The organism is Streptomyces sp. NPDC093089, from assembly GCF_044754405.1.
Lineage (GTDB): Bacteria > Actinomycetota > Actinomycetes > Streptomycetales > Streptomycetaceae > Streptomyces.
Genome location: NZ_JBIVPA010000021.1, coordinates 111703 through 130944 on the forward strand (window position 1 = coordinate 111703; position 19242 = coordinate 130944).

The 19242-nt window shown below is 73.8% G+C and carries 20 protein-coding genes and 1 pseudogene; 9 read left to right on the plus strand and 12 right to left on the minus strand.

Translation table 11 applies throughout. The annotated features are described in order from the left end of the window. Positions 1-153: 153 nt before the first annotated feature. From ACIQFX_RS36010 to ACIQFX_RS36030, 5 genes are all read left to right on the plus strand, one after another. Entirely contained in the window at positions 154-921 is a 768-nt protein-coding gene (locus ACIQFX_RS36010) for a hypothetical protein (protein ID WP_402472097.1), read from the plus strand. Positions 922-1012: 91 nt separating this feature from the next. Next, entirely contained in the window at positions 1013-1759 is a 747-nt protein-coding gene (locus ACIQFX_RS36015; protein WP_376484556.1) for an SDR family oxidoreductase, read from the plus strand. 144 nt (positions 1760-1903) lie between these two features. Continuing rightward, entirely contained in the window at positions 1904-3469 is a 1566-nt protein-coding gene (locus ACIQFX_RS36020; RefSeq protein ID WP_402472100.1) for a class I tRNA ligase family protein, read from the plus strand. 227 nt (positions 3470-3696) lie between these two features. Next, the gene (gene mshA, locus ACIQFX_RS36025) at positions 3697-5001 is read left to right on the plus strand and encodes a D-inositol-3-phosphate glycosyltransferase (protein WP_402472144.1); all 1305 of its coding nucleotides are present in this window, start codon (positions 3697-3699) and stop codon (positions 4999-5001) included. Between the two features lie 217 nt (positions 5002-5218). Next, on the plus strand, positions 5219-5425 hold the full coding sequence (locus ACIQFX_RS36030) for a hypothetical protein (RefSeq protein WP_402472101.1): 207 nt from the start codon (positions 5219-5221) through the stop codon (positions 5423-5425). Positions 5426-5550: 125 nt separating this feature from the next. On the opposite strand, the gene ACIQFX_RS36035 is transcribed toward ACIQFX_RS36030, so the two are convergent. The 7 genes from ACIQFX_RS36035 to ACIQFX_RS36065 all read right to left on the minus strand — a co-directional run bounded on the left by ACIQFX_RS36035 (position 5551) and on the right by ACIQFX_RS36065 (position 11547). Next, positions 5551-6603, minus strand: coding sequence for a LuxR C-terminal-related transcriptional regulator (locus ACIQFX_RS36035; protein WP_402472102.1), 1053 nt, complete (start codon positions 6601-6603; stop codon positions 5551-5553). Between the two features lie 169 nt (positions 6604-6772). Continuing rightward, positions 6773-7804: a LuxR C-terminal-related transcriptional regulator gene (locus ACIQFX_RS36040; RefSeq protein ID WP_402472105.1), complete on the minus strand. Its 1032-nt coding sequence runs from the start codon at positions 7802-7804 to the stop codon at positions 6773-6775. 100 nt (positions 7805-7904) lie between these two features. Then, positions 7905-8336, minus strand: a complete 432-nt coding sequence (locus ACIQFX_RS36045) for a Fur family transcriptional regulator (protein WP_402472107.1) — start codon at positions 8334-8336, stop codon at positions 7905-7907. A 168-nt stretch (positions 8337-8504) separates the two neighbouring features. Next, positions 8505-9365, minus strand: a complete 861-nt coding sequence (locus ACIQFX_RS36050) for an SAM-dependent methyltransferase (protein WP_402472110.1) — start codon at positions 9363-9365, stop codon at positions 8505-8507. A 255-nt stretch (positions 9366-9620) separates the two neighbouring features. Then, a complete protein-coding gene (locus ACIQFX_RS36055; RefSeq protein WP_402472112.1) occupies positions 9621-9995 on the minus strand; it encodes a GNAT family N-acetyltransferase in 375 nt (124 codons plus the stop codon). 233 nt (positions 9996-10228) lie between these two features. After that, a complete protein-coding gene (locus ACIQFX_RS36060; protein WP_402472114.1) occupies positions 10229-11140 on the minus strand; it encodes a M56 family metallopeptidase in 912 nt (303 codons plus the stop codon). Then, a complete protein-coding gene (locus tag ACIQFX_RS36065; RefSeq protein WP_402472116.1) occupies positions 11137-11547 on the minus strand; it encodes a BlaI/MecI/CopY family transcriptional regulator in 411 nt (136 codons plus the stop codon). Before ACIQFX_RS36065 ends, ACIQFX_RS36060 begins: the two co-directional genes overlap by 4 nt. Before the next feature lie 195 nt (positions 11548-11742). On the opposite strand from ACIQFX_RS36065, the gene ACIQFX_RS36070 reads away from it, so the two are divergent. Beyond that, complete coding sequence (locus tag ACIQFX_RS36070) at positions 11743-11898, plus strand: hypothetical protein (protein WP_402472118.1); 156 nt, start codon at positions 11743-11745, stop codon at positions 11896-11898. 32 nt (positions 11899-11930) lie between these two features. On the opposite strand, the gene ACIQFX_RS36075 is transcribed toward ACIQFX_RS36070, so the two are convergent. The 3 genes from ACIQFX_RS36075 to ACIQFX_RS36085 form a co-directional block, all read right to left on the minus strand. After that, complete coding sequence (locus ACIQFX_RS36075; RefSeq protein WP_384873482.1) at positions 11931-12212, minus strand: metal-sensitive transcriptional regulator; 282 nt, start codon at positions 12210-12212, stop codon at positions 11931-11933. A gap of 55 nt (positions 12213-12267) precedes the next feature. Beyond that, entirely contained in the window at positions 12268-14535 is a 2268-nt protein-coding gene (locus ACIQFX_RS36080; RefSeq protein WP_402472121.1) for a heavy metal translocating P-type ATPase, read from the minus strand. A 157-nt stretch (positions 14536-14692) separates the two neighbouring features. Beyond that, complete coding sequence (locus ACIQFX_RS36085; protein WP_402472147.1) at positions 14693-14974, minus strand: heavy-metal-associated domain-containing protein; 282 nt, start codon at positions 14972-14974, stop codon at positions 14693-14695. A gap of 204 nt (positions 14975-15178) precedes the next feature. Here ACIQFX_RS36085 and ACIQFX_RS36090 point away from each other — a divergent pair, with 204 nt between their 5' ends. The 3 genes from ACIQFX_RS36090 to ACIQFX_RS36100 all read left to right on the plus strand — a co-directional run bounded on the left by ACIQFX_RS36090 (position 15179) and on the right by ACIQFX_RS36100 (position 17988). Next, positions 15179-16159, plus strand: a complete 981-nt coding sequence (locus tag ACIQFX_RS36090; RefSeq protein ID WP_402472123.1) for a hypothetical protein — start codon at positions 15179-15181, stop codon at positions 16157-16159. A gap of 51 nt (positions 16160-16210) precedes the next feature. Continuing rightward, positions 16211-16900, plus strand: coding sequence for a copper homeostasis protein CutC (locus ACIQFX_RS36095; RefSeq protein WP_402472124.1), 690 nt, complete (start codon positions 16211-16213; stop codon positions 16898-16900). A 182-nt stretch (positions 16901-17082) separates the two neighbouring features. Further along, positions 17083-17988 (plus strand): aminoglycoside phosphotransferase family protein, encoded by a 906-nt coding sequence (locus ACIQFX_RS36100; protein ID WP_402472125.1) that lies wholly within the window; start codon positions 17083-17085, stop codon positions 17986-17988. A 239-nt stretch (positions 17989-18227) separates the two neighbouring features. Here ACIQFX_RS36100 and ACIQFX_RS36105 read toward each other — a convergent pair whose 3' ends face one another. Both ACIQFX_RS36105 and ACIQFX_RS36110 read right to left on the minus strand, forming a co-directional pair. Beyond that, on the minus strand, positions 18228-19016 hold the full coding sequence (locus tag ACIQFX_RS36105) for an ABC transporter permease (protein ID WP_402472128.1): 789 nt from the start codon (positions 19014-19016) through the stop codon (positions 18228-18230). Next, positions 19013-19242: pseudogene (locus ACIQFX_RS36110) on the minus strand (ABC transporter); the annotation flags it as partial. The pseudogene ACIQFX_RS36110 and the gene ACIQFX_RS36105, both read right to left, overlap by 4 nt.

A 19242-nucleotide genomic window follows, 5' to 3' on the forward strand; every position in this document is an offset into this window, starting at 1 on the left:
ACGGCGGGGCGGGGCCGGCGGACCATCGGTGGCGGCAGCGTCGTCGTGCCCGGCACCGTCGTGCGGGCTGAGGGGGCTCCCGGGCCGACGCTTGTGGTCAGGGTCGAGGACCTGCCGGAGGGGGCGCTGGTGGGGGGTGGGGAGTTGGCGTGGGTGCGGCGGGCGTTGGTCGGGACGGTCTGGGAGGGGATCGGGAAGATCGCGTTGTACGGGCGCGGGGCCGGGCGGGGGCGGTACCGGCTCGACTACCGGCTCGACTACCGGTTCGTGCAGGCGCTGCCGGGCGGGGGGTTCGACTTCCGGGCGGGGTGCGGGCATTCGCTGCTGGCGTGCGTGGTGGCGGACGGGAGGCGGGGGCCCGTGGTCGTGCGGTCGGTGACGACCGGGGACGAGGTGCTGTGCGAGCCGCACGGGGACGCGTACACGCTGAGCTTCCTGAGGTCGCCGGCGGCGGAGGGCACGCTGCCCACCGGCCGGCCCGTCGACGTGGTCGGCGGCGTGCCCGTGACGGTCGTGAGGTACGGGAACCCGTACGTGTTCGTGGATGCCGCGCGGCTGCCGGCGGGGGACCTGGAGCGCAGGCTGGCGGCGTTGCGGGAGGAGGCCGCGCGGATGCTCGGCTACGACCCCCGGTCCGCGCTGCCGAAGGTCGCCGTGATCACGGTGGGGCCCGGGGGGATGGCCGTGCGGGCGCTGACGGTGGGGGGTTGGCACCCGGGGCTGGCGGTGACGGGGGCGGCGGCGCTGGCGGCGGCGGGGGCGCTGGAGGGGACGGTCGTGCCGGCCGGGGGCGGGGTGGTCCGGACGCCCGGGGGCACGGTGACGGTCTCCGCGGCGCACGACCGGGTGAGCGTGCACGGGAAGCGGGCCGAGGTGCTGGAATGCGTGGAGGTGCCGTGGCGCATCCACGCAACGGCGTGAATGCGCAGGGCTGTTGAGAGGCCCGGTCGACGGTTTCTCTGCCACGCTGAAATGGACCGGCAATCGGTATCCGTGGGGAGAGCAGGCACAGATGAAATTCGAGAATCTGCGTGTCGTCGTGACCGGAGCGTCCCGCTATTTCGGTCGCGCGCTCGCCGTCGGATTCGCGCATCTCGGTGCCGAGGTCTACGTCTCGGCGCGGACGGTCGAGGCGGCCGAGCGGACCCGTACGGAGGTGATGGGGTCGGCCCGCGACCGCATCCACGCCTTCGGCTGCGACCTCAGCCGGCCCGCGGAGATCCGGGAGTTCGCCGCACGGGTGGGCGAACGGACGGACCGGGTCGACCTGTTGGTGAACAACGGGGCCCGCTGGCTGGACGGCATGGACCTGGAGGCCGCGAGCGACGCGGAGATCGTGGAGACGATCGAGTCGACGGCGGGCGGCACGGTGCTGATGGTGAAGCACTTCCTGCCGCTGCTCCGGGGTTCGCTGCGGCCGGACATCGTGAACATGGTGGCCGTCCGGGACGCCGAGGGCGCGTCGGCGGCGACGGCGGGTGCCGCGCACGAGGCGTTCTGGGCGGCGAAGAGCGCCCAGGCGGGTTTCGCGGACATCCTGTCGCGGCGGCTTCGGCCTTCCGGGGTGCGGGTGTTCTCGCTCTTCCCGCCGGATTTCTCGACGTCGGACCCGCGGTTCGCGGAATGGGACGGCTCGAATCCGGACGGGGTGGCGCCGGACGAGAAGCTGACCACCCAGGCCCTCTTCGAATGCATCGTGTACGCCGTCGAGCAGCCGCGCGACTGCTTCATCCGCTCGTTCCACTTCGAACCCCGCTGAACCCCCGCGCGAACCCCGCGCGAACCCCGCCGAACCCCGCCGCGAGCCGCGCGGATCCCGCTGTGAAGAAAACCTCGCCGAAGCCCCCTCGAACCCCCCGAACCCCGCCGAAGCCCACCGCACCACCCGCGTCAAGGAGGTCCCATGAGCACCCCCGTCTGGATCACCGCGACTCCGCCCGCCACCCACGGCGAACTCCACATCGGCCATCTCGCGGGGCCGTACGTCGCCGCCGACGTCCTCACGCGCTTCCTGCGGGCGGAGGGGGAGGCGGTCCGGTTCACGACCGGTACGGCCGACCACGCGAGCTCGGTGGAGGTCCGCGCCCTGCGGCACAACCGGAAGCCGGAGGAGGTCGCGGAGGGGTACCGGGCCGCGATCACCGCGGACTGGCTGCGCTCGGGGGTGGAGTTCGACCACATCGTGCGCCCGCGACGGGACAAGGGTTACGCGCGGTGGGTGCAGGACCTCTTCGCCCGGCTGTTCGCGCAGGGGGTCATCGCCCCGCGGACGAGGCTGCTCCCGTACTGCGAACCGTGCGACCGCTGGCTGTACGGCGCGCACGCCACGGGCACCTGCCCCCACTGCGGGGCGGCCAGCGACGGCGGCATGTGCCACGAGTGCGCGCGGCCGAACGACGGCGGCGACCTCGTCTCGGCGCGCTGCGCCGTCTGCGACACCCCGGCGGTGGCCCGCCGCTGCCGCCGGCTGTACGTGCCCCTGGAGCCGTTCCGGGAGACGCTCGCCGAGTACTGGGCGACGGCGGGCCTGCCGCCGCGCCTCGCGGCGCTGTGCGAGTCGCTCGTCGAGGACGGGCTGCCGGACATCGCGGTGGGCCATCCCGCCGAGTGGGGGCTGCCGGTGCCGGTCGAGGGTTTCCCCGACCACCGGATCGACGGCTGCTTCGAGGCGGCGGCGATGCACCTCTTCGGCTACGACACGGAGGGGCCGCTGCCGCGCCGGGCGATCCACTTCTGCGGTTTCGGGCACGCCTTCTGCCACGCGGTGCTGCTGCCGGTGCTGCTCCTCGCGCAGGACGTCAAGCTGCCGCAGGACTTCAACGTGAACGAGTCGTACGTCATCGAGGAGGGCGTGCGCGAGGGCAACGTCTGGGCGCTCGACCTGCTGACCGAGTACGGCTCCGACACGCTGCGCCGGCACGTCCTCCAGGCGCGCCCGCTGGGCCGCCGGACGGTCTTCCGGCGGGAGCGGCTGGCGGCGGCGCGCCGGGAGCTGGACGACATCTGGAACAGCTGGCTGTCGCGGCTGTTCTCGTCGGTGCGGGAGGAGTGCGCCGGTCTCGCCCCGCAGGCGCTGCCCGGCGGCACCGGTTGGGAGGTCCTGGAGCGGCGCCTGCACCGGGGGGTGGACGATCTGCGGGAGGCGTACGGTCCCGACGCGTTCGACCCGCGGCGGGCGGTCGCCGTCCTCGACGAGATGGTCCGCTCGGTGGCCGACTTCGGCCATGTGAACGCCCACGAGCGGTGCCGGCCCAGTACGTCCTGCCGTCATCTCCCCGCGCTCGCCGCGCAGTTGGCGGTGGCTTCGGCGCTGTCCGCGTGGGCGCGGCCGGTGATGCCGGAGGGAGCCGACCGGCTCGCGGCGGCGCTCCAGGCGGTGCCGGGTCGGCCGGTCGACTGGCAGGCGCTGTCGGCGCCGCTGCCGGGGACGCGGCTGGCGCCGCCGTCGGGCCCGGTCTTCGGCTTCTGAGGACCTCGCCCGCCTGAGTGACCCCCGCCCGCCCGAGTACCCACCGCCTGACCACCGCCCACCCACTCACCCTTCGACCACTGAGCAACTGAGCAACTGAGCAGTCGAGTACGTCCCCGTCCTTCGTGTCCGACCCCCACCCTGCCGCGTGACCGTGCGCGCGAGCGACGCGCAGGGGCACGTGGCCCCCCACTTCCGAGGAGCTCCACGTGTCCCTGCGCGTCGCCATGCTCAGCGTCCACACCTCCCCGCTCCACCAGCCAGGGACGGGGGACGCCGGCGGGATGAACGTCTACATGGTCGAACTCTCCCGGGCCCTGGCCGAACAGGGCGCCGAGGTCGACCTGTTCACCCGCTGCCGGGGGGAGGGGCGGCCCCCGCTGGTGGAACTGGCGCCGGGGGTGCGGGTCCGGCACCTGCACGCCGGGCCGCGCGGGCCGCTGCCGAAGGAGGCCATGCCCGACCTGGTCGTGCCGTTCTCGCTGGCCCTGCTCAAGGAGGAGCGGCGCTACGACCTGGTCCACTCGCACTACTGGCTCTCGGGGCAGGCGGGCCGGATCGCCTCGGTGGGGTGGCGGGTGCCGTTCGTGCACACCGCGCACACCCTGGCCCGGGTGAAGAACGCCTCGCTGGCGGAGGGCGACGCCCCCGAGCCGGAACTGCGGGTGCGCGGCGAGCACCAGGTGGTGGCGGCGGCGGACCGGCTGATCGCGAACACGGCCGACGAGGCGGAGGCGCTCCGTTCGCTGTACGGGGCGGAGGGGGGACGGACCGAGGTCGTACGGCCCGGTGTCGATCTGCGGACCTTCCACCGGGGGGACGGGCGTGCGGCGGCGCGGGCCCGGCTGGGCTTGCCGGCCGACGCGTTCGTGCCGCTGTACGCGGGCCGCATCCAGCCGTTGAAGGGCCCGGACGTGCTCGTGCGGGCGGTCGCCGAGCTGCTGCGGGAGGCGCCCGACCTGCGGCGCAGGCTGCTGGTGCCGGTGGTCGGCGGGCATTCGGGGGCGACGCGGGAGGGGACGGCGTGGCGGCTCGCGGAGGAGCTGGGCGTCACGGACGTGCTGCGGCCCTGCCCTCCCGTACCGCAGGCGCGGCTCGCGGACTGGTACCGGGCGGCGGACGTCCTGGTGGTGCCGTCGCGGAGCGAGTCGTTCGGTCTGGTGGCCCTGGAGGCGCAGGCGTGCGGGACGCCGGTGCTCGCGGCGGCGGTCGGCGGGCTGCCGACGGCGGTGTGGGACGGGGTGACGGGGCTGCTGGTGCCCGGTCACGACCCGGTGGAGTACGCGCGCCGGCTGCGGTGGCTCGCGGCGCACCCGGAGGTGGTGGAGACGATGGGGGAGGCGGCGGTCCGCCACGCGCGCGGGATGAGTTGGCGCGCTTCCGCCGCGCGGACCGTCGAGGTGTACCGGGGGGCGCTCGCGGAGACGCGCCGGCCGGTTGTGCGCGGGGTGGTGGGGCAGGGGCGGCGGCACGCCCCTGCCCCGGCGGCCCCTCTCTCCTGGAGGAACGAGAAGGCCGTAGCACAAGTCTAGCATCTCTTTTGGTCGAACCAAAGGTATGGCGAGCTCCGGATGACTCAATTCCGTTGCGGGAAAGGCGTATTGACGCATCCACGCCATGGCGGGTCCACGCAGCGAGGATCCCTGGATTCGTTCTCGAGGCCGGGACAGTATGGAGATGTCTTCAGGGAACGCCCGGCGGCACGGGCCCCCGGAAGGCGGAACGCACATTCCACGTCCTGGAGGAATCATGTCCGCTGCGCAGAACACCCGCCTCACCAAGGCCGTCCGCCAGCTCCTGGTCGCGATGGTCGCCTGTACGGCCGTCGCGGGTGGCGCCGCCCTCGCCGTCTCGCCCGAGGGCGCCCCCGTCGTCCCGCAGACCGTCGCCGGTGTCGCGGACGACAACGGCTGGCCGGTCGCCCCGCCGCAGCCCACCCCCAGCCCCACCAACTGAGGCCGTTCCCAGGGAAATACGCCCGGAATCCGTGACGCCCGACCCCGCAATCGCTGCCACGATTGCGGGGTCCGGTGTTTTCCGGGATTCAGGGATTCCGGGCCTTCCCGATGAACCCGGGCGCCTCAGTCGAGCCAGCCGAGCCGGACCGCGCGGGCACCCGCCTCGAAGCGGCTCGTCGCCCCCAGCTCCTGCATCAGCTCCGAGATCATCCGGCTGACCGTCCGGAGCGACACCCCGAGCGTCCGCGCGATCCGCTCGTCCTTCATCCCCGAGGCCAGCATGTGCAGCGCCGCCCGCTGCTGCTCGGACAGGCCGTCGCCGCCCGCCTCCGTCGTCGTCTCCACGCCGTACGGGGTCGCCGTGTGCCAGCAGTGCTCGTACAGGCTCAGATACGGCCGGACCAGGGCGCTGCCCCGCGCCAGGATCGCGCCCTCGCCCGGTTCGTCGGGGCGGATCGGCACCAGGGCGAACTGCTGGTCGGCGATGATCATGTTCATCGGGACGACCGGCGCCAGCCGGATCTCCACACCCAGCTCGGCCCGCTGCCCGAGGAACTTCTCCATGTACGGGTCCGTCGCCTCCTGCCGGCCGTAGATGGCGCGCACCCGCACCCCGTTGGCGACCTGGCGCCGGTCCCGGTCGAGCATCCGGTCCGGGTTCTGCCGGCCCGGCGTCCCCGGGTGCAGCGCCGCCGAACTCTCCTGCATCACGTCCGTGATGTCCTCGATGGCCTGCTGGATCCGGCGGTAGTCGGTCAGCGCCTCGACATGCGCCTCCGCACGCGTCAGCGCCTCCGCGCGCAGGTACGAGCCCGCCAGGACCTCCAGGGCGCCGTACACCTCGTCGGCCTCGGCCAGGTGCTCCCGCAGCCGCTCGCGCTCCCGCTCCAGGAGCCGCAGCAGCGCGATCTCGGGGTCGATCGCCGCCACCGTGTCCGTCTCGGACCGCCAACTGCCGTCCTGCAGGGCCGTGACGGTGGCGTGCGCCTGGCCCGTCGGCACGATGAGCCCCAGGGCGAGGAGTTCGCCGCGACATCGCTCGTACTCCTCCGGTGCGAGGCCGAGCGCTCTGCGGACCTCCTCGAAGTCCGAGACGCCCCGGCGGCGCAGCTCCTGGTACACGGACAGGAGGACGTCGGCCGTCCCGTCCCCGATGCCGTCGCCCGCAGTGACCATGGCGAAGTGACCCCCCTCATCCTCCGAGTCGCCCCGCCCCCACCGTCTCAGGCGGGTCGGCGGGTGTCCGTCGTGCAGTGCGTGCGGCCCGTGCGGTGCGCGCGACCCGTGTGCTCGGTCGGGCCCCCGTGCCGCGTGCGCGTGTGCCGTGCCATGTGAACTCCTCGTCCTAGGCTCCGGGTTCCGGCCCCTCGCCGTCGAGCAGACCGAGCCGGGCGGCCTTGACGCCGGCCTCGAAGCGGCTGGCCGCGCCGAGCTCCTGCATGACCTCGGAGAGCAGCCGGCTGACCGTCCGCAGCGAGACGCCGAGGCTGCGGGCGATCTGCTCGTCCTTGATGCCGGAGGCGAGCATGTGCAGGGCGGCGCGCTGCTGGTCGGAGAGGCCGTCGCCGCCGCTCTCGCCGGGCTCCTCGCCGTAGTGCGCGGCGGCCTGCCAGCAGTACTCGTACAGGGCGAGGTAGGAGCGGACGAGGCCCGGGCCGCGGGCCAGGATGACGGGCGACTCCGGGTCGTGCGGGTCCGTCGGGAGGAGGGCGAAGTTCTCGTCGGCGAGGACCATGTTCATCGGGACGACGGGGGAGAGCCGCAGCTCCACGCCGAGCGCGGCCCGGTCCGCCAGGTGCTGGGTCATCTCGGGGACGGTGCCGACCCGACGGCTGTACATGGCGCGGATCCGCACCCCGCGGGCCGCCCGGGAGCGGTCCCGCTCCAGCTCGGCGGCCATCTCCTCGCGGCGCACGGAGCCGGTGTGCATGACGTGGACGGCGGTACGGACCGAGTCCGTCAGGTCCGTCAGTTCGCGCCGCACCCGCTGGGGGTCGGTGACGATCTCGACCTCGACCTCGGAGCGGGGGGCGGCGCCGGCCCGCAGGAACGGCCCGGCGAGGGCCTCGATCGCGGTGTGCGCCCGACTGGTGGCGGCGAGCCGGTCCTTGAGCCGGTCGCGTTCGCGGCGCAGCAGCCGCAGCAGGGCGACGTCGGGGTCGACGACGGAGGCGGGGGCGTGCGGGGCGGCGGGGTCGCGGGGAGCGGTCAGTCCTAAGGAGGCGAGTTCGCGCCGACACCGCTCCCGCTCGTCGGCGGAGAGGTCGAAACCGTCCGCGACCTCGTCGAACCCGGCGTCGGGGCGGGCCCGGAGCTCCTGGTACACGGCGAGAGCCCGTTCGTTCCCCGCGCGGGTCACGGCGGCGTTTCTGGACACGGCGCAGCAGACTCCCCTCGGATCCCCACCGGACCCCTGATGAATCGCCCCGCTAGACCCTGCCACACATTCGAACGACACGCACGGAGTTGACCGCTCCTCAGACGGCGGGGGCGCTCGCCCGACAGTCGGGGCACAGGCCCTTGAACACGACCTCCGCGTCGTCCACCCGCCACTGGGGCAGGGCGCGGCGGGGCGGCTCGGGCGCGGCCGCGGTGACGTTCTCCACCCGGCCGCACCCGGTGCACAGGGCGTGCTGGTGGGCGGGGCCCGAGACCTCGAAGACGGCCGGCAGGCCGGGCCGGTCGAACTTGGAGACCAGGCCGGTCTCCTGGAAGTGCCGCAGCATCTCGTACACGGCCTGGCTGGTCAGCGTGCCGAGCCGCTCGCGGGCCGTCGCGGTGATCGCCTCGACGTCGAGATGGCCGCCGGCGGCGAGCACCGTGAGCACCTCCAGGCGCGGGCCCGTGACCCGCAGCCCGACGTCGCGCAGGCGCTGGATCACCGCCTCGCGGCCCGTCAGGTCTTCCACGACTGCCCTCTTCTCCGGCCGCCATCTGGTCGGCTCAAACGTTTGTGGGCATCGTACCTCTTGCTCGTCAACCTGGTGAGGTGTCCTTCGGCCGTCCGGCCCGTGGTGCGGCCGGCCTGTGGTTCGTCCTGTCCGGCCGTCCGTTCTCCGGTCGGGCCGTCCGTCCGGTCAGCCGTCCGTCCTGCACACGAGCAGGACGCTCTCGGTGCGGTCGTCGATCCGGTGCCGCCGCCGGCCCTCGACGTGCAGGCCGGCCGAGTGCAGCTCGGCCGCGAGCCGCTCGGGGTCCACGATCCACTTGTCGGTGGTCAGCACGACCCGCTCCGTGGACAGCTTCCCGGTCCGGGTCGCGTAGTACGTGATCCGCTCGCTCATCGACGGCAGGTCGAAGACCTGCCGGGCCACCACCCACTCGTCGATGCCGTCGAAGCGGGGCACCTGGAAGGCCCAGGTCCGCTGCGGTTCCGCGATCAGCCCCGGCAGCCGGTGCGCGGTGTAGTCGAGGGCGAGCGCCCCGCCGGTGTCCAGGTGGGAGGCGATCTCCCGCAGCAGCGCCGGCCGCCGGGAGGGCGGGACGGCGGTGACCATCGCGCCCGCGAGGAGCGCCAGCCGGTAGCTGCCGTCGAGACGCAGCGCGCCGAGGTCCGCCCGGTGGGTGACGACGAGCCCGGCCACCTGCGGGCCGATCCGGTGGGCCCAGCCTTCGAGGCGCGCCAGGGCCGAGGCGTCCCGGTCCACGGCTTCCACGGCGAAGCCGTGGCGGGCGAACGGGACGGCGAGCCGCCCGGCGCCGGAGCCGAGGTCGAGGACGGGTCCGCCGGTGGAGCGGGCGAGGCCGAGGTACCGGACGATGTCCGCGCTGTGCGGGCCGAGCAGGGCGTCGTGCAGCCACACGGAGCCCTCGTCGGCGGGGGCGACGGATTCGAGTCCGGGCAGCGTGTCCGCGGTGACCCGGACGCCGGCCCCGGGGGCGGGCTCCGTGCCGCGGTCGTATCGGGACGGCAGGACCGGCGCGAGCGCTGCGGGCACGACGGGCAGGGAAGTGCCGCTCGGTGTGTGCATCCGCTCCTCCAGGGGCTCGCTCGGTCCGTGCCGTCCGGACGAGGTACCCGTGCCGCCGGGACCGCGCCGCTGGACCCATCGTGACCTGGGGGAGGAGCCCCGATCCACCGGATCGGGCTGCGTGAACACGCGATGGCGTGGATCTGCCACGCCCCGGGCGACCCCCTGGGCGGGGCGCGGCGGGGCAGGGCGAGCAGGGGTGGGCCGGGGTCGGGGCCGGGCCTACGGGAGCGGTCTGGAGAGGCGGGCCGGGTCGGCGAGGGCCGTGAAGCCCTGGTGGAGGTAGAAGGGGAGGGCCGGGTCGCCGTCGACCGGGAGTTTCACGCGCTGCTCGCGGGCGTCGTAGGCGCGCATCCGGTCCGTCGCGGCGGCGAGCAGGGCCGTGCCGACCCCGGTGCGGCGCGAGCCGGGTGCGACGGCGAGCGCGTACACCTCGCCCTCGCCCGGTACGGGCACGCCGCCCGCGGCCACGCCGACGACCGCGCCCCCGGCGTCCGTGGCGACCAGCCAGCCGAGCCATCCGGGCGCGCCTCCCGGAATTTCAATTTCCGCGCGTATGCGGGGGAGGGCGCATTGGGCCGAGATCAGCCGCCGCATAGGGATTTCGTCCAGTATTCCGGCGTAGCTGCTCCGGATGATGTCGGCAAGCAGTCTGGATATCGTCGTCGCGTCGCCGGCCGCTGCCGTGCGAACGCCAGCGAGCTGCATTGGTTGTGCACCCTTCGACGTGCCGAGTCCGAGCCCCAACGTACCCACGATAGCGGCGAATTCGACGGCCCGTGACCGATGCGAAATCTACGAATTCGCTTAGTAAATAACGGCGTTCGCCATTACGGGGGGAACGAGCAGCAGGCATAGACCAAGGGGGCCATCGCGAGGCCCGCGGACGCGATCGTGAACAGGCCGCGGAGCACGGGGTGTCCGGCGCTGTGCGGGGTGAGGATGCGCCGCATGCGCAGCGCGGCCGAGGGGCCGCCTGCGGCGAACGCGGACCGCGGGGCCCGTCCCGAGGCCAGCGCGTACAGGGCGGTGGCCAGCGCGTCGCGCGTGCAGCGGCGCAACGCCCGGTCGTCGGCGGCCATTTCGAGCAGTACCGGTACGGCGCTGCCGCCGCGCCGGGCGAGCGGCAGGTGCGGGAAGACGGCCGCGAAGGCCTCCGAGGCGGCGACGAGCAGGTGGTGGCGGCCGGCGATGTGGGCCCGTTCGTGCGCGAGGGCGGCCGCCAGCTGGGCGGGGGTGAGGGTGTCGACCGCGCCCGAGGAGACGACGACCCGGCGCGACCGGCCCGGCAGGCAGTAGACCGCGGGACGCTCGTCGTCGAGGACGGTGGCGCGCAGGGCTGGGTCGTACCGGCCGACGAGGCGTAACACCCCCGCGTGCCGCACCCGGACCCGGCGGGCCCGGGCGAGGCGGCGGACGTAGGCGGCGCCGGGTACCGAGAGGACGACGAGGGCGAGCGCGAGGGCGAGCAGTTCGCGGCCGTCCATGGCGGACAGCTGCGCCGGCGTGGGGGGCCGGAGGGTGAGCGCCATGTCGGTGAGGCGGTGGCTGCTCTCCCCCGACAGGACGAGCTGGGCGGGCAGCAGGGCGACCGCGCCGGTGAACGCGGCGCCGCAGGCGGCCCAGACGGCGAGCGCGAGCCGGGGGGCCTGCTGGGCCCAGCGGGCCGGGGCGACCAGCCAGGGGACGAGGAAGCCGGTCAGCAGGGCGAGTCCGATCGGTACGAGGATGTGGTGGTTCACGCGCGGTCCCCGGCCGAGTCGCCCCGGCCCGCCGAGTCGCCCCGGCCCGCCGGGTCGCGGGCGGCACGGAGGGCGGCGTCGAGGGAGGCCATGTCCTCGTCCGAGATGGCCTCGACGAACCGGAGCAGGGCGGCGGGGCGGTCCTGGCTGTCGCCGAGGGCGTCCCGCATGAGGCCGGCGGTGTACTCCTCGCGGCTGCGGACCGGTTCGTACAGCCAGGCCCGGCCGGTCTTCTCGCGGCGGAGCCAGCCCTTGCGGTGCAGTATGTCCGCGACGGTCATCACGGTCGTGTAGGCGACCCGGCGCCCGCGGTTGATGTCGTCGACGACCTCGCGGACCGTGGCGGGCCGCTGCCAGGCCCACAGCCGGTCCATGATCTCGGCCTCCAGCTCTCCCAGCCGGCGCACGTGGCTCCCCTTCCCCTCAGGGGGTGTCTCGTCGATCGCGCCGGGCTCGTCGACGGGACGCCCCCACGGGGTGCCCTCCCGATCGTGCCGGGCTCGCGGTGTCGGCAGGGCGCCCCCTACGGCCTGTCCGACGGCGGCTCATCGTACGGGCCGCCTCCCCGCCCCAGGTATACCCCCTAGGGGTACGATGGCGGGATGTCGACCCTGCTGCACGACCGCCCCTGCGCGAAGGTCTGCGGGCCCGGCCTGCCCGGCTCGGTGGAGCTGGTGCTCCTCCGCCGGGTGCTCGGGCTCTGTCTCCGCCTGAGCGTCAGGCTCGTGGCCGACTGCCCTTCGCCCAAGGGCGGTTGACGCTGCCGGGGTGTCGTCTCGCCGTGGCTCCGTCAGGTCCGGATGAGCCGGGCGATGGCCTTCGACGCCTCGCCCACCTTCGCCTTGGCCTGGTCCCCGCCCTGGGCGATGGCCTCCGTGACGCAGCAGCTGAGGTGCTCGTCCAGCAGGGCCACCGCGCAGGACTGCAGGGCCGCGTTGATGGCCGAGACCTGGGTGAGGACGTCGATGCAGTAGACGTCCTCGTCGACCATCCGCTGCACCCCCCTGACCTGGCCCTCGATGCGGCGGAGGCGTCTGATGATGTCTTCCTTGTGCTGTCCGTAACCGGCCACGACGGGCTCCTCGGTGATCGGTGATCGGTGGTCAGGGGTTCGCGGGACGGGGGTGTCAGCGGTCGGCGGCCTGGAAGCCGCGCAGCCGGAGGCTGTTGCCGACCACGAAGACCGAGGAGAAGGCCATGGCGGCGCCCGCGATCATCGGGTTGAGCAGGCCGGCCGCGGCGAGCGGCAGGGCGGCCACGTTGTAGGCGAAGGCCCAGAAGAGGTTCGAGCGGATCGTGCCGAGGGTCTTGCGGGAGAGCCGGATGGCGTCGGCCGCGGCCCGCAGGTCCCCGCGGACGAGCGTCAGGTCGCCGGCCTCGATGGCGGCGTCCGTCCCGGTGCCCATCGCCAGGCCCAGGTCGGCCTGGGCGAGCGCGGCGGCGTCGTTCACGCCGTCGCCGACCATGGCGACCGAACGGCCTTCCGCCTGGAGCCCCTTGACGACGGCGACCTTGTCCTGCGGCATGACCTCGGCGATGACCTCGTCGATGCCGACCTCGGCGGCGACGGCCTCGGCGACCGCCTTGTTGTCGCCGGTGAGCAGGATCGGGGTGAGGCCGAGGGCGCGCAGTCGCCGGATGGCCTCGGGGCTGGTCTCCTTGACGGCGTCGGCGACCTCCAGGACCGCGCGGGCCTCGCCGTCCCAGGCCACCGCGATGGCGGTCCGGCCGGCCTTCTCGGCGGTGTCCTTGGCGGTCTTGAGGTCCGCCGGGAGGGCCATGGCCCACTCGTCGAGCAGCTTCTCGCGGCCGACGAGGACGGCGTGGCCGTCGACGACGCCCTGGACGCCGAGACCGGGGATGTTGGCGAAGTCCTCGGGGGTGGGCAGGGTGCCGACCCGGGCGGCGGCGCCGGTGGCGACGGCCTGGGCGATGGGGTGCTCGGAGGAGTGCTCCAGGGCGCCGGCGAGGCGCAGCACGTCGGTCTCGTCGGTGCCGTCGGCGGTGTGGACCTTGAGGAGGGTCATGCGGCCGGTGGTGACGGTGCCGGTCTTGTCGAGGACGATCGTGTCGACCTTGCGGGTGGTCTCCAGGACCTCGGGGCCCTTGATGAGGATGCCGAGCTGGGCGCCGCGGCCGGTGCCGACCATGAGGGCGGTCGGGGTGGCGAGGCCGAGGGCGCAGGGGCAGGCGATGATCAGGACGGCGACGGCCGCGGTGAAGGCGGCGGTCAGGCCCTGGCCGGTGCCGAGCCAGAAGCCGAGGGTGCCGAGCGCGAGCGCGATGACCACGGGGACGAAGACGGCGGAGATCCGGTCGGCGAGGCGCTGGGCGGCGGCCTTGCCGTTCTGGGCGTCCTCGACGAGCTTCGCCATCCGGGCGAGCTGGGTGTCGGAGCCGACGCGGGTGGCCTCGACGACCAGGCGGCCGCCGGCGTTCAGGGTGGCGCCGGTGACGGAGTCGCCGACGGAGACCTCGACCGGTACGGACTCGCCGGTGAGCATGGAGGCGTCGACGGCGGAGGAGCCCTCGACGACGGTGCCGTCGGTGGCGATCTTCTCGCCCGGGCGGACCAGGAAACGGTCCCCGACCTGGAGTTCGGCGGTCGGTACGGTGACCTCGCGGCCGTTCCTGAGGACCGTCACCTCCTTCGCGCCCAGCTGCATGAGGGCCTTGAGGGCGGCGCCCGCCTTGCGCTTCGAGCGGGCCTCGAAGTACCGGCCGGCCAGGATGAAGGCGGTGACGCCGGCGGCGGCCTCCAGGTAGATGTTCCCGGCGCCGTCGGTGCGGGCGATGGTGAACTCGAAGGGGTGCGTCATGCCCGGCGTGCCGGCCGTACCGAAGAACAGCGCCCACAGCGACCACAGGAACGCGGCGATCGTGCCGACCGAGATCAGGGTGTCCATGGTGGCCGCGCCGTGCTTGGCGTTGGTCCAGGCGGCCTTGTGGAAGGGCCAGGCGGCGTAGACGACGACCGGCGCGGCGAGCGTGAGGCTCAGCCACTGCCAGTACTCGATCTGGAGGGCCGGGACCATCGCCATCGCGATGACGGGCACGGCGAGCGTGACGGCGGTGACCAGCCGCTGCCTGAGGGGACGCAGCTCCTCGTCGGCCTTCTCCTCGTCGGTGGGGCCCTCGGGGGCTCCGGCGGCGGCCGGCCGCTCGGGCTCCGGCTCCTTGGCGCTGTAGCCGGTGGCCTCGACGGTGGCGATCAGGTCGGCGACGTCGATGTCGGCGTCGAAGGTGACCTTGGCCTTCTCGGTGGCGTAGTTGACGGTGGCCTCGACCCCGTCCATGCGGTTGAGCTTCTTCTCGATCCGGGCCGCGCACGAGGCGCAGGTCATGCCGCCGATGGCGAGCTCGACCTGGGCGGTGCCCGGAGTGGTCGTGGTCATTTCCTGCTCCTCGGGGTAGCGGATTCGGGGGCCGGGGCCCGGGCGTGGTGGGCGGGCCCCGGCGGCCGGGGTGGTGCGGGCGGTCGTCCGCCTGCCGGGCGGACCGCCGGGTACCGGGACGGGGACGCCGGTGGTCGTCGGTCGGCCCGGCGGCGGATCAGGCCCGGCCGGTCAGCTCGTAGCCCGCGTCGTCGACGGCCGCGGTGATCGCGGCGTCGTCGGGCTCGCCGCCGGTGGTCACGGTCACCAGGCCGCCGTCGACGTCGACGTCGACGGAGATGACGCCGTCGAGCGCGCCGACGGAGTTGGTGATCGCGGTCCTGCAGTGGCCGCAGGTCATGCCGGAGACGGCGTAGACGGTGACGGTGCTGTCGGCGACCGCGACGGCGGCGGTCTCCGTGGTGGAGCAGCTGTTGTCGGGGGTGCAGCAGGAGCCCATGGCTTCCTCCTCGGTCGGTTCCACTTTCACCGATACCCTCGGGGGGTATCTGGTCGTGAGTCCATGTATACCCCCCTGCGGTATCCGACGCAAGCAGATCGCCGACTTGACTTGATACCCCCTAGGGGTATGGTGAAGTGCATCGAAGGGGTCACGCGGCTCGCCCACGCCCCCTCACGCCCCCTCGCACACGGGAGAGCAGCCATGAACACCGGAGTGAAGATCACCGCCTTTGCCGCCGCGCTCGCCGCGACCTTCGGAACCGCGTACGGGGTCGGCAAGGGGGTCGGGCCCGTCGACGAGCCGGCGAAGGCCGGACACGGCGAGCACGCCGCCGCCCCCGCGGCCACCGAGAGCCCGGCGGCCGACGGACACGCCGGCCACGAGGGGGGCGCCACCGCCGACACCTCCGCCGCCGCGAACCTCCCCGGCGGCCTCCAGATCTCCCAGGGCGGCTACACCCTCGCCCTGGAGACCCCCACCCCCGCCGCCGGCAAGAGCGTCCTGAAGTTCTCGATCAAGGACGCGGCCGGCCGCAAGGTCACCGCCTTCACCACCGAACACGGCAAGGAACTGCACTTCATCGTCGCCTCGCGCGACCTCAACACCTTCCGCCACCTGCACCCGGTCAAGGCCGCCGACGGCACCTGGTCGGTCGACGCGGACCTCCCCGCCGCCGGCGCCTACAAGGCCTTCGCCGACTTCAAGCCCGCCGCGCCCGGCGCCAAGGGTGTCACCCTCGGCGCCGACCTCGCCGTCCCCGGCGCGTACGCGCCCAAGCCGCTCCCCGCCGTCGCCCCGACCGCGACCGTCGACGGCTACCAGGTCCGGCTCGGCGGCACCCTCGACCCGGGCAAGGCCGGCGAGCTCCGGCTCACCGTCACCAAGGCCGGAAAGCCGGTCACCGACCTGGAGCCCTACCTCGGGGCGTACGGGCACCTCGTCGCCCTCCGCGACGGCGACCTCGCCTACCTCCACGTACACCCGAACGAGGGCGGCCCCGGCCCCGACGTCTCCTTCACGGCGACGGCCCCCAGCGCCGGGACGTACCGTCTCTTCCTGGACTTCCAGCACCAGGGCAAGGTGCGCACGGCCGCCTTCACGGTCACCGCGGGAGCCGGCGGAACCGCCGTTCCCGCAGCTGGTGAGGCCACGCACGGTGCGGGAGGCCACGCGCACGGCTAGTCTGGTCATTGGACTAGACCTGTAAGCGTCATTCGTGGAGGAATGGGCTCGATGAGCAACCGTGCAGTCCTTGAGGTGATCGCCCTCGACGAGGAAGACGCGGTCGCCGCCCAGACCGGTGGCGCCGACCGCCTCGAACTCGTCACCGACATGGCGGCGGACGGGCTCACCCCGTCCACGGCGTCCTTCCGCGCGATCCGCGCCGCCGTGGACATCCCGCTGCGCGTGATGCTCCGCCTCACGGACGGCTTCGCCGCCGGCGACGTCGACGCCCTGGTCGGACGTGCGCGGGAACTCCGCGCGGCCGGCGCCGACGAGTTCGTCCTCGGCTTCCTCACCCCCGACGGCGAACCCGACCTGGTGGCCGTCGAGCGGCTGATCGCCGTCCTCGACGGATGCCGCTGGACCTTCCACCGCGCCATCGACCGCGCCGCCGACCGCGACGGGCTCCGCAAGCGGCTCGCCGACCTCCCCGGCCTCGACACCTACCTCACCGCCGGCTCCGCCACCGGTGTCGACGACGGCCTCGCCACCCTCAAGACCGAGGCCGCCCGCTCAGGCGAACCCGGCTACGAACCCCAGATCCTCGTCGGCGGCGGCCTCCGCCTCGACCACCTCCCCACCCTCCGCGCCGCCGGCCTCACCGCCTTCCACATCGGCGGCGCCGCCCGCCCCCACGGCTGGACCGCCCCCGTCTCCCCGGCCGCGGTCCGCGCCTGGCGCGAGGCGATCGACGCGTAACGGCCGCGGGCAGGGGCGGCCTGCGACTGCGACCGTGGCCGGACCGTGGCCGGGGCCGGACCGCGACCGCGACCGGGGCCGGACCGTGGCCGGGGCCCTTACGGCCCCGGCCGCGAGCCGCCCTCGGCACGGGCGGGAAAACGGCTCGCCGCGCGGCCCGGGCGGCCGTTAGCCTCCGCGCCATGGCAGCCACCAAGATGCAACCCGACGAACTCGACATCGACACCGCGCTCGTCGAACGGCTCGTCGCCGGGCGTTTCCCCGAGTGGGCGGCGCTTCCGGTGCGGGCGGTGGAGTCGGCGGGGACGGACAACGCGATGTTCAGGCTCGGTGACGAGCTGGTGGTGCGGCTGCCCAGGGTGCCGTACGCGGCGCGGCACGTGGAGAAGGAGCAGCGGTGGCTGCCGGTGCTCGCTCCGCACCTGCCGCTGGAGGTGCCGGTTCCGGTGGGGCGGGCGGAGGGGTCCGCGGAGTATCCGCTGCCGTGGTCCGTCTACCGCTGGCTCGACGGCGGCGACGCGTTCGGCGCGCCGGTCTCCGACCTCGGGCACGCGGCAGTGGAGTTGGGCCGCTTCGGGAGGGCGCTGCGGGGCGTCGACGCGAACGGGGGGCCGGCGTCCTTCCGGGGCGGGCCGGTCACCGAGTGGGAGGGCGGCCATTTTCCGGGCGCCGTCCGCGACCTGGGCTCCGACGGCGTCGTGGACGCCGAACTGGCCACCGCCGCATGGGAGTCGGTGCTGCGGCTGCCGCAGTGGGAGGGCGCGCCGGTCTGGGTGCACGCCGACCTGCTGCCGGGGAACCTCCTCACCCGCGACGGGCGGCTCAGCGCCGTCATCGACTTCGGCGGTCTGGGGGTCGGCGACCCGGCCTGCGACATGATGCCCGCGTGGAGCCTGCTGACCGCCGGGACGCGTGAGGCGTTCCGCGAGGAGTCCGGGGCCGACGACGCGACCTGGGCGCGCGGGCGGGGCTGGGCCCTGGCCTGGGGCCTGGTGACCGAGCACTACTACCGGGTCACGAACCCGGTCCTGGCGGAGGTCGCCCGCCGGACGCGCACGGAGGCGCTCGCGGAGTTCGCGGATCTCTAGGAGTTCGTGGAGTTGGCGGAGTTGGCGGAGTTGGCGGAGTTCGCGGAGCTCTGGGGTCGGACGCGGCGAAGGCCCGTCGCTGTCGTCGGGTGACGGCGGTGACGGGCCTTCGCGGGGTCGGGATCCGGTGGGTCGGGATCCGGGTGGTCGGGGGCCTGCTCGGGTGGTTCGTGTGGTGCGTGCGGTTTGTGCAGTGCGTGTGGTGCGTGTGGGCTCAAGGGCCCGTGTCCTCATGGGGCTTACTTGGGGTCGCGGTCGAACTGGGACTTCGACCAGGCGTAGCCGAGGGCGGTGAGGGCGAGGCACCAGGCGACGGCGATCCAGCCGTTGTTGCCGATCTCGGTGCCGAGGAGGAGGCCGCGGAGGGTCTCGATGGCGGGGGTGAAGGGCTGGTACTGGGCGATCGGCTGGAACCAGCCGGGCATCGAGTGCAGCGGGACGAAGGCGCTGGAGATCAGCGGCAGGAGGATCAGCGGGGTCGCGCTGTTGCTGGCGGCCTCGGCGTTCGGGCTGCCCATGCCCATGCCGACGGCGATCCAGGTGAAGGCCAGGGCGAAGAGGGCGAGCAGGCCGAAGGCGGCGAGCCATTCCAGGGCGGTGGCGTCGGTGGAGCGGAAGCCGATGGCGACGGCGACGCCGCCGACGAGGGCGACGCTCAGGAGGGACTGGAGGACGCTGCCGACGACGTGTCCGAAGAGGACGGAGCCGCGGTGGATGGCCATGGTGCGGAAGCGGGCGACGATGCCCTCGGTCATGTCGGTGGAGACGGAGACCGCGGTGCCGACGAGGGTGGAGCCGATGGTCATCATCAGGATGCCGGGGACGATGTAGGCGATGTACGCCGAGCGGCCTCCGCCGCCGCCGAGGCCCGCGCTCATCGCGTCTCCGAAGATGTAGACGAAGAGCAGGAGCAGCATGATCGGCGTGAGCAGCAGGTTGAGGGTGAGCGACGGGTAGCGGCGTGCGTGCAGGAGGTTGCGGCGCAGCATCGTGGACGAGTCGCGCACGGCGAGGGAGAGGGTGCTCATCGGACGTTCTCCTTGGCGGGGTGGGGCTGGCTGGGGATGGTGGCGTCGCCGGTGAGGGCGAAGAAGACGTCGTCGAGGTCGGGGGTGTGGACGGTGAGTTCGTCGGCCTCGATGCCCGCCGCGTCGAGCCGGTCGAGGATGGAGCGCAGTTCGCGCTGGCTGCCGTCGCTGGGGAGCTGGAGGGCCATCGCCTCGTCGTCGCGGGTCGCCTCGCCCAGGGCGGCGG

Coding starts and splice junctions, on each gene's coding strand:
- ACIQFX_RS36035 (WP_402472102.1), bottom strand. CDS start 6,603: ATGGTCACTGCGGGCGACGGCATCGGGGACGGGACGGCCGACGTCCTC.
- ACIQFX_RS36095 (WP_402472124.1), top strand. CDS start 16,211: ATGAGCAACCGTGCAGTCCTTGAGGTGATCGCCCTCGACGAGGAAGAC.
- ACIQFX_RS36030 (WP_402472101.1), top strand. CDS start 5,219: ATGTCCGCTGCGCAGAACACCCGCCTCACCAAGGCCGTCCGCCAGCTC.
- ACIQFX_RS36085 (WP_402472147.1), bottom strand. CDS start 14,974: ATGGGCTCCTGCTGCACCCCCGACAACAGCTGCTCCACCACGGAGACC.
- ACIQFX_RS36015 (WP_376484556.1), top strand. CDS start 1,013: ATGAAATTCGAGAATCTGCGTGTCGTCGTGACCGGAGCGTCCCGCTAT.
- ACIQFX_RS36020 (WP_402472100.1), top strand. CDS start 1,904: ATGAGCACCCCCGTCTGGATCACCGCGACTCCGCCCGCCACCCACGGC.
- ACIQFX_RS36070 (WP_402472118.1), top strand. CDS start 11,743: ATGTCGACCCTGCTGCACGACCGCCCCTGCGCGAAGGTCTGCGGGCCC.
- ACIQFX_RS36105 (WP_402472128.1), bottom strand. CDS start 19,016: ATGAGCACCCTCTCCCTCGCCGTGCGCGACTCGTCCACGATGCTGCGC.
- ACIQFX_RS36055 (WP_402472112.1), bottom strand. CDS start 9,995: ATGCGGCGGCTGATCTCGGCCCAATGCGCCCTCCCCCGCATACGCGCG.
- ACIQFX_RS36100 (WP_402472125.1), top strand. CDS start 17,083: ATGGCAGCCACCAAGATGCAACCCGACGAACTCGACATCGACACCGCG.
- mshA (WP_402472144.1), top strand. CDS start 3,697: ATGCTCAGCGTCCACACCTCCCCGCTCCACCAGCCAGGGACGGGGGAC.
- ACIQFX_RS36090 (WP_402472123.1), top strand. CDS start 15,179: ATGAACACCGGAGTGAAGATCACCGCCTTTGCCGCCGCGCTCGCCGCG.
- ACIQFX_RS36080 (WP_402472121.1), bottom strand. CDS start 14,535: ATGACCACGACCACTCCGGGCACCGCCCAGGTCGAGCTCGCCATCGGC.